This window comes from Streptomyces sp. NPDC093065, assembly GCF_044754585.1.
Lineage (GTDB): Bacteria > Actinomycetota > Actinomycetes > Streptomycetales > Streptomycetaceae > Streptomyces.
Window position 1 is genome coordinate 175089 of the sequence record NZ_JBIVPJ010000019.1, and the last position, 7622, is coordinate 182710.

Below are 7622 nucleotides of genomic sequence, written 5' to 3' on the forward strand. Positions count from 1 at the left end.
CTCGCCGGACGCGTGTCCTCTTGTGGGTGACGGGAGTTGGGCACGGCGACTCCTTGACCCCCGGAGGTGGCCGCCCGTGCGCCCCTTGTTCGTACCCGTCCGTCTGGCCGTCACGGCCGTGGCCGTCGCCGCTGCCGCCGGCTGCATGAGCGTCGGCGACGACGAGCCCGGCGGGAGCGTCGGGCCGTCGCACTCCGCCGGGGAGCGGGGCGGCGAGGCGCCGGACGGCGGCCCCGAGGTCTCCGGCGGGAACGCCGGGTACGACGCGGCGGCCGCCGACGGGAAGCACGGCAAGGGCGGGAAGGCCGAGGGCAGGGGCGAGCACGAGGCCGAGGGCGACGGCGAGGGGAAGGGCGGCACGGACGGCAAGGGGAAGGACGCCTCCGCCTCGGCGCCCCCGGCAGCCCGCCCGACCGGGGACCGGCCGCCGAACGGCGGCAACCACGACCCCGGGCCCACCCGGACGCCCCCGGCGGAGCCCACCCGGCCGGCCGAGCCGGAGCCGACGCCCCCCGAGGAGCCGCCCGCCTCTCCGACGCCGGAGCCGACGGTGGCCGAGCCGTCCTCGTCGGCGCACGAGCCGCCGGGAACCCAGCTCGGGCAACGGGAGCCGGCACCGGCGGCCGGCGCTCCGGCGTAGGACGGCCGGGCGTGCGTCGGCCCGGGCGAGCCGGGCGGCGGCGGGCCGCTGAGCTGGGCGTGTGCCGCGATCGTGCTGCTGGTTTGCCTTGAGGGGTGGGGAGTGCGTATGGTGGTAGATCGTTTGATCCCATTTGCCCGGCGCCACCGCAGAGCGCGCCGTGTGGCGCGTACTCTCCCCTTGCCGTGGTGGACCGCATCGAGGCGGTCGTATTGCGAATCGCGATTCACGGAGTTGACGGGCGCGTGCCGACGAGAGACTCCGGAAGGTTTCGCATTCGCATGTCCATGACCAGTACTGACCACGTCGTCGTGCCCGGAAACGCCGAAGGCGCAGAGGGCGCAGCGGAGGCCGTCGAGGCCGTGGCCGCCTCCACGGCCACCGAGGCCCCGGAGACCCCCGAGGCTCCCGAGCCCACGTTCGCCGACCTCGGTCTGCCCGAGGGCGTCGTCCGCAAGCTCGCGCAGAACGGCGTGACCACCCCCTTCCCGATCCAGGCCGCGACCATTCCGGATGCCCTGGCCGGCAAGGACATCCTCGGCCGGGGCCGCACCGGTTCCGGCAAGACCCTCTCCTTCGGTCTGCCCACCCTGGCCACCCTGGCCGGCGGCCGCACCGAGAAGCACAAGCCCCGCGCCGTCATCCTCACCCCGACCCGCGAGCTGGCCATGCAGGTCGCCGACGCGCTCCAGCCGTACGGCGACGTCGTGGGCCTGCGGATGAAGGTCGTCTGCGGCGGCACCTCCATGGGCAACCAGATCTACGCCCTGGAGAAGGGCGTCGACATCCTGGTCGCCACCCCCGGCCGCCTGCGCGACATCATCAACCGCGGCGCCTGCTCCCTGGAGAACGTGGAGATCGCGGTCCTCGACGAGGCCGACCAGATGTCCGACCTGGGCTTCCTGCCCGAGGTCACCGAGCTGCTCGACCAGGTCCCGGCGGGCGGTCAGCGGATGCTGTTCTCCGCCACGATGGAGAACGAGATCAAGACCCTCGTCGACCGGTACCTGAAGAACCCGGTCCACCACGAGGTCGACGCGGCCCAGGGCGCGGTGACGACCATGTCGCACCACATCCTGGTCGTGAAGCCCAAGGACAAGGCGCCGGTCACCGCGGCCATCGCCTCCCGCAAGGGCCGCACCATCATCTTCGTCCGCACCCAGCTGGGCGCCGACCGCGTCGCCGAGCAGCTGCGCGACGCCGGCGCCAAGGCGGACGCGCTGCACGGCGGCATGACCCAGGGTGCGCGCACCCGCACGCTGGCCGACTTCAAGGACGGCTACGTCAACGTCCTGGTCGCCACCGACGTCGCCGCGCGCGGCATCCACGTCGACGGCATCGACCTGGTCCTGAACGTGGACCCGGCCGGCGACCACAAGGACTACCTGCACCGCGCCGGCCGTACGGCACGCGCGGGCCGCACCGGCACGGTCGTGTCCCTGTCCCTCCCGCACCAGCGCCGCCAGATCTTCCGGCTGATGGAGGACGCGGGCGTCGACGCCACGCGCCACATCATCCAGGGCGGCGCGGCCTTCGACCCGGAGGTCGCCGAGATCACCGGTGCCCGGTCGATGACCGAGGTCCAGGCCGAGTCGGCGGGCAACGCCGCGCAGCAGGCCGAGCGCGAGGTCGGCCAGCTCACCAAGGAGCTGGAGCGGGCCCAGCGCCGCGCCACCGAGCTGCGCGAGGAGGCCGACCGCCTGGTCGCCAGGGTCGCGCGGGAGCGCGGCGAGGACCCGGAGACGGTCCTGGCCGAGGCGGCCGCCGCCGCGTCCGAGGCCGAGGTCTCGCTGCCCGAGCAGCCCGGCGCCCGGGACGTCGAGAAGACGGAGCGCACGGGCGGCCGCGACCGCTTCGCCGAGCGGGGCGAGCGCTCCTACGACCGTGACCGCGGCGGCCGTTCCTACGAGCGCCGTGACGACCGGGGCGACCGCGGCGGGCGTTCCTTCGACCGCCGTGACCGTGACGACCGCGGTGACCGCGGTGGCCGTTCCTTCGACCGCCGTGACGACCGTGGCGGGCGTTCCTTCGAGCGTCGCGACGACCGTGGCGGCTTCCGCCGTGACGACCGCGGTGACCGCGGTGGCCGTTCCTTCGACCGCCGTGACGACCGTGGCGGGCGTTCCTTCGAGCGTCGCGACGACCGTGGCGACCGCGGTGGCTTCCGCCGTGACGACCGCGGTGACCGTGGCGGGCGTTCCTTCGACCGCCGTGACGACCGGGGCGACCGCGGTGGCCGCTCGTTCGACCGTCGCGACGACCGCGGCGGGCACCGTGGCAGCGACCGTCCGTTCAACCGCGACCGCCAGGGCGACCGTCCCGGCTTCCGCTCCGGCGGCCACGACCGTCCGTACGGCCGCCGCGACGACCACCGTGGTTCGTCCTTCGGCCGCCGTGACGACAAGCCGCGCTGGAAGCGCAACGGCTGACGCCTGAACTCCCGGGACGCGCCGTGGCCTCCGCCCCACCGGGTGGAGGCCACGGCGCTTCGCGTTGCGGTCCGGTTTCGGCCACGGAGTGACGCATGTCACGCTCGCCGCAAGGGAATTGCTGGGGGCATGACAGATGACGCCAAGGCGAGTGGGCTGTCGGACGAGGAACGGCTGGCCCAGCTCGGCTACACCCAGGTCCTGGCCCGCCGCATGTCGGCGTTCTCCAACTACGCGGTCTCCTTCACGATCATCTCGGTCCTGTCGGGCTGCCTGACCCTCTACCTCTTCGGCATGAACACGGGCGGCCCCGCCGTCATCACCTGGGGCTGGATCGCCGTCGGCCTGATGACCCTCTTCGTCGGCCTGGCGATGGCCGAGATCTGCTCGGCGTACCCGACCTCGGCGGGTCTGTACTTCTGGGCGCACCGCCTGGCGCCCCCGCGTACGGCGGCGGCCTGGGCCTGGTTCACGGGCTGGTTCAACGTGCTGGGCCAGGTCGCGGTCACCGCCGGCATCGACTTCGGCGCCGCGTCCTTCCTGGGCGCCTACCTGAACCTGCAGTTCGACTTCGGGGTGACGCCCGGCCGCACGATCCTCCTCTTCGCCGCGATCCTGATCCTCCACGGCCTCCTCAACACCTTCGGCGTCCGCATCGTCGGCCTGCTGAACAGCATCAGCGTCTGGTGGCACGTCCTCGGCGTCGCGGTCATCGTCGGCGCGCTCACCTTCGCGCCCGACCACCACCAGTCGGCGTCCTTCGTCTTCGGCGAGTTCGTGAACAACACGGGCTGGGGCAGCGGGGTGTACGTCGTCCTCATCGGCCTCCTGATGGCCCAGTACACCTTCACCGGCTACGACGCCTCCGCCCACATGACCGAGGAGACCCACGACGCGTCCACGGCCGGCCCGAAGGGCATCGTCCGCTCCATCTGGACCTCCTGGATCGCGGGCTTCGTCCTGCTCCTCGGCTTCACCTTCGCCATCCAGTCCTACGAGGGCGCCCTGACCTCCCCCACGGGCGCGCCCCCCGCGCAGATCCTCCTGGACGCGCTGGGCGCCACGGCGGGCAAACTCCTGCTCCTGGTCGTCATCGGGGCCCAGCTCTTCTGCGGGATGGCGTCGGTGACGGCCAACAGCCGCATGATCTACGCCTTCTCCCGGGACGGCGCGCTGCCCTGGTCCCACATCTGGCACTCGGTGAACCCGCGCACCCGCACCCCGGTCGCGGCGGTCTGGCTGGCCGCACTGGCCGCCCTCGTCCTGGGCCTCCCCTACCTCATCAACGTCACGGCATACGCCGCCGTGACGTCGATCGCGGTCATCGGCCTCTACATCGCGTACGTCATCCCGACGCTCCTGCGGGTCCGCAAGGGCGCCGCCTTCGAACGCGGGCCGTGGCACCTGGGCCGCTGGTCGCAGGTGGTGGGCGTGGTCGCGGTCACGTGGGTCGGCGTCATCACGGTCCTGTTCATGCTGCCCCAGGTCTCCCCGGTCACCTGGGAGACCTTCAACTACGCGCCGGTCGCCGTCCTGGTCGTCCTGGGCTTCGCCGCCACCTGGTGGCTGGCCTCGGCCCGGCACTGGTTCCTCAACCCCGACCACGAACGCACCCGGGCCCGCGCTGCCGCCCACGCGGGCGCCCCCGAGCCGGTGGACCCGTAACCCGGCCCCGCTCCCGCCGCCCTCCGACGCGGCCGCGACCCCGATACCCGATCGGCGTCCCGGCCGCGGCGGGCTATGCTCGGTGTGGCAACATCACGCAGCACCGCGCGACACACCGCCTGGGCCCTTAGCTCAATTGGCAGAGCAGTGGACTTTTAATCCATTGGTTGTGGGTTCGAGTCCCACAGGGCCTACCGAGGCCAGGGCCGTTTTGTGGCTCTGACCAGCGGTTTCGTGGCCCCGACCAGTCCTCCTGGCCGGGGCCACGCCACGTGTGGAGTCCGTCTGCGTGAGCGGGTGTGCCAACAGGCAGCATGGCTTGTTCAGCTGCCGCGTCCTTTCTTGGGGTTCGCCGCCCCAGGCGTGGTCCCCTTTGTGGCATCGAAGGCGTTGGTGAGACCGTCGAGGCGGTCGGCAAGCTCCCGGAGCCGATCCGCGTGTGCCGTGAGGGACTCCGAGAGGCGGCGCAAATCGTCGGAACTGTGCGGATGCCAGTCGTCATCCATCTCGACGTTCATGAAGGGGATGTGACCGGGTGGGTGCTCGGTGAAGGGGCGCTGTTCGAAGCACGCACGCAGAACCACCGGCGTGCCACGGCTCGTTGAGACTGTGAATTCGTAGTCAGGGCTCGCGTGCGTGATGTCCACGCGGTAGCCGCCGGGCTGATGCTCTGTTTCGCTTCCGGTACACCAGTCGGGCTCCCAGACGGTGACGGGCCCGTGGTCGCACGTGGGGACAGTTACTGTCCGGGACGAGTTGTCATGATCCGGCATGAGCGCGTTCCTTGGTTCGGCGGTCATCGGCCCAGGCCGGTATTTGGGTGAGGACTCCGGCTCAGTCTTCGTTCAGGAGTTCAGCCGCGGCCTTTGGATCCATGAGGGTCGACCAGGCTTGCTCGGCGGGAAGAAGGGGGCGGCTGGGGAGGGCGTACTCGGGGTACCAGGCGGTGAGGTCGCAGCCGGGGACATGGCGCAGGATGACCGCGATGAGGTCGTCGGGTACGGAGCCGGTGACGCGCACCGCAGCATAGGTCTCATGGCCGTCGTCGGCGCGTACGAGGATGCCGAGGCGGAAAGCGGGAAAGTCGGCGGCGTGTTCATGCCCGTCGTGCAGTGATCCACGAGCCAGCTCCCGGACAGCCGCGGCGAGATCGCGGACGAGCCGGGCACCGGCCTCGAGTTGGTAGCGATCACGGTCGTTCTGGTCAGGGAGAAGACGCCCGACGTACGTCGTGGTGCTCAGAGGCTGGCGGTTGTTGGCGTTGTAGTGGGCTCGTGCGGCCCTCGCGGTCGTCTCCAGGGCTGAGTAGAAGTCGTCCGGTGAACGGTCCTCGCGTTGCCCGGCAGCGATAAGCCAGGGTAGATCCTCGTCGGTCCAGACCGCTCCGCGCCAGCGTTGGACCTTGACTTTGAAGAGGACTTCATCATCGATCGAGCGGATGCGCTCATGCCCGGCCCCGTCGTCGGCGAAGTGTTCCCGGGCCTTGGACAAGATCGGATGATCCAATTCGTCGAGCGGTTCCCGGGCTGACGGTAGCGGTAGTTTCAAGTCCTCGCGGAGCGCGCGGAGGGTAGGTCGAGCGGGCCGCACGGATCAGTCGTCCTCGCCTACTCCGCCGAGTTCCTTGATCCGCTCCGGTGACAGTCCGGTGAGCAGCGAGACGCTCGATTCCACGGATCCGTCCAGCTTGCGCATCTTCTCCAACATGCTGGCCCGAACCTCCTCACGGCGAATCTCCAAGTAGGTTCGGACGGCCTCGGCGACCAGGTCCTTCTTAGTCATCCCCAGAAAATGGGCGCCGTCTGCGATCAGCTCGTCTATGGCTGCATCGACCTTCAACGGAGCGGTCGTACGGGTTGTCCGACCGCGGGCTTCCTCGGTGATTCTCATGCTCACATCCTCTCTGGTACCAGAAGGTACTCCTATTCTTCTCTACTTTCGAATGATAGGTGGACAGCGAAGCGCCTGCTCGACCTGCTTGTCGGTCTCGATAGACACTGCACTCGTCCCGTCGGCGGACCACCTCGCGTCGGTGCGGGCCTCGGGCCGCTGAACTGGGCGAGGCCACTCTCGTGGTCGAGCCCGAAGTGCGACTGCAGGTTGGTGGGGTCGCGTCAGTGCTCGCAGGTGCGCTTCTGCCGCCCAGCGAGTGCACGATGGACTGCGTCGTCCGGATGGCCGCCTGCGCGTCCCACTATGGCCGCCGCGCCATCCAGGTGGCGCCGAGACACCAGGTCATGCGGCCTCCGCGCATGAGAAAGGCCCCAGCCGTGCGGCGGGGGGAAAGAGAGGCGGGCAGCAGCTACGCGGTGGGTCTGATCCGTTCCACGTGGGAGTAGGTGCGGGTCGCGGTGGTCACCTGGAAGCCCGGGGAGACCTCGAGGAGGCCGAGGGACTCCTGGACGATGCCGGCCATGTCGTCCGTGCCCGGGGGTGTCGGTGGATACCGCCACATCGAAGGGGACCGTGTCGTCTGGCCGGGCCGTACTGTTCGCGGTGACCTTCCCCTGGCTCTGTGCCGGGCCCTGCGGGGTGCCGAAGGCATGCCAGTGCTCCTGTTCTCGTTGATCCAGGTTGAGGTGACGCGGATGGTGATCCCGTTGGTGATGCTGTCCGTGGCGGCGCGGAGCGTGACGGCACTAGCCGTGCCGTCGAGGTCCTCAGCTCAACAACGGCCAAGACGGTAGGCGGCCAGCGCGAAGCCACGCGTAGAGGGGCGATTCTCTGGAGAACCCACCGCTGCACGGTCACTGCCACTAAGACCGTGTCCTACGTGGTGAGGCGGATCAGTCGCTTGTAGCAGCACAGGGTGGCGGCGAGGCCGAGAAAGGCCAGGTAGTTGCGGGGATCGCGTTCGTAGCGGGGGCTGAGCCGCCGATAGCCGGACA

At 70.3% G+C, this 7622-nt stretch carries 6 protein-coding genes, 1 tRNA gene and 1 pseudogene; 4 read left to right on the forward strand and 4 right to left on the reverse strand.

Annotated features, from left to right (window positions below; all coding sequences use genetic code 11):
• Positions 1 to 76: 76 nt before the first annotated feature.
• From ACIQFU_RS28920 to ACIQFU_RS28935, 4 genes are all read left to right on the forward strand, one after another.
• Positions 77 to 640, forward strand: coding sequence for a hypothetical protein (locus ACIQFU_RS28920; protein WP_402555297.1), 564 nt, complete (start codon positions 77 to 79; stop codon positions 638 to 640).
• A gap of 281 nt (positions 641 to 921) precedes the next feature.
• Positions 922 to 3069: a DEAD/DEAH box helicase gene (locus tag ACIQFU_RS28925; protein ID WP_402555298.1), complete on the forward strand. Its 2148-nt coding sequence runs from the start codon at positions 922 to 924 to the stop codon at positions 3067 to 3069.
• A gap of 129 nt (positions 3070 to 3198) precedes the next feature.
• The gene (locus tag ACIQFU_RS28930) at positions 3199 to 4734 is read left to right on the forward strand and encodes an amino acid permease (protein ID WP_402555300.1); all 1536 of its coding nucleotides are present in this window, start codon (positions 3199 to 3201) and stop codon (positions 4732 to 4734) included.
• A gap of 121 nt (positions 4735 to 4855) precedes the next feature.
• A tRNA-Lys gene (locus ACIQFU_RS28935) sits at positions 4856 to 4928 on the forward strand.
• A gap of 129 nt (positions 4929 to 5057) precedes the next feature.
• Here ACIQFU_RS28935 and ACIQFU_RS28940 read toward each other — a convergent pair.
• The 4 genes and pseudogenes from ACIQFU_RS28940 to ACIQFU_RS28955 all read right to left on the reverse strand — a co-directional run.
• A complete protein-coding gene (locus ACIQFU_RS28940) occupies positions 5058 to 5507 on the reverse strand; it encodes a DUF6907 domain-containing protein (protein ID WP_402555302.1) in 450 nt (149 codons plus the stop codon).
• Between the two features lie 61 nt (positions 5508 to 5568).
• Complete coding sequence (locus tag ACIQFU_RS28945) at positions 5569 to 6225, reverse strand: hypothetical protein (protein WP_402555304.1); 657 nt, start codon at positions 6223 to 6225, stop codon at positions 5569 to 5571.
• Between the two features lie 102 nt (positions 6226 to 6327).
• Positions 6328 to 6624: a hypothetical protein gene (locus ACIQFU_RS28950; protein ID WP_115743256.1), complete on the reverse strand. Its 297-nt coding sequence runs from the start codon at positions 6622 to 6624 to the stop codon at positions 6328 to 6330.
• 879 nt (positions 6625 to 7503) lie between these two features.
• Positions 7504 to 7622 (reverse strand): annotated as a pseudogene (locus tag ACIQFU_RS28955) (IS5/IS1182 family transposase); the annotation flags it as partial.

Bases quoted from the DNA above. Each gene is read 5' to 3' on its own strand.
- ACIQFU_RS28940 (WP_402555302.1), bottom strand. From the start codon at position 5,507: ATGCCGGATCATGACAACTCGTCCCGGACAGTAACTGTCCCCACGTGC.
- ACIQFU_RS28925 (WP_402555298.1), top strand. From the start codon at position 922: ATGTCCATGACCAGTACTGACCACGTCGTCGTGCCCGGAAACGCCGAA.
- ACIQFU_RS28930 (WP_402555300.1), top strand. From the start codon at position 3,199: ATGACAGATGACGCCAAGGCGAGTGGGCTGTCGGACGAGGAACGGCTG.
- ACIQFU_RS28950 (WP_115743256.1), bottom strand. From the start codon at position 6,624: ATGAGAATCACCGAGGAAGCCCGCGGTCGGACAACCCGTACGACCGCT.